The organism is Vibrio sp. 1402 (assembly GCF_033340275.1).
The window spans coordinates 1-528 of the sequence record NZ_JAWOWE010000661.1; the positions used below are offsets into that span (position 1 = coordinate 1).

A 528-nucleotide genomic window follows, 5' to 3' on the forward strand; every position below is an offset into this window, starting at 1 on the left:
TGATATCGACCACTTTAAGCACATTAACGATAGCATGGGCCATTTCTGCGGTGATCAACTGTTGTCGAAACTGGCGGTTCGCCTGCAAGACATTTTGCACCTGAACGCGCATGTGGCTCGCATCGGTGGCGATGAATTTGTCATCGTACTGCCAGACATTGACGGCGATTCTCCGCTACTCGAAACGTTAAGCTCGATTTTGGGTGTGTTCCGCCGTCCGTTCGATCTGGCAAATCACGATTCGCTGCGGATCTCCACCAGCATCGGTATCGCACTCTACCCGAACGACGGTCAAGACAGTGAAACACTGCTAAAAAACGCCGACACTGCAATGTATCTGGCGAAGAAAAATGGCCGCAACGGCTACGCGTTCTACTCTCCGGATTTAACTGACAAATCGGTATCGCACGTCCGAATTCAATCTGCGCTGCATGAAGCGATAGAAAAAGAACAGCTGCATTTGGTGTATCAGCCGCAATACAACCTCGCGCAAAACGCAATTATTGGTGTGGAAGCCTTGGTACGTCG

At 50.4% G+C, this 528-nt stretch carries 1 protein-coding gene; it reads left to right on the forward strand.

Features of this window, described 5'->3' with window-relative positions; all coding sequences use genetic code 11:
• Positions 1-528: GGDEF domain-containing protein (locus R7044_RS27805; RefSeq protein WP_225456318.1), on the forward strand; the 528-nt coding region annotated here is incomplete at both ends.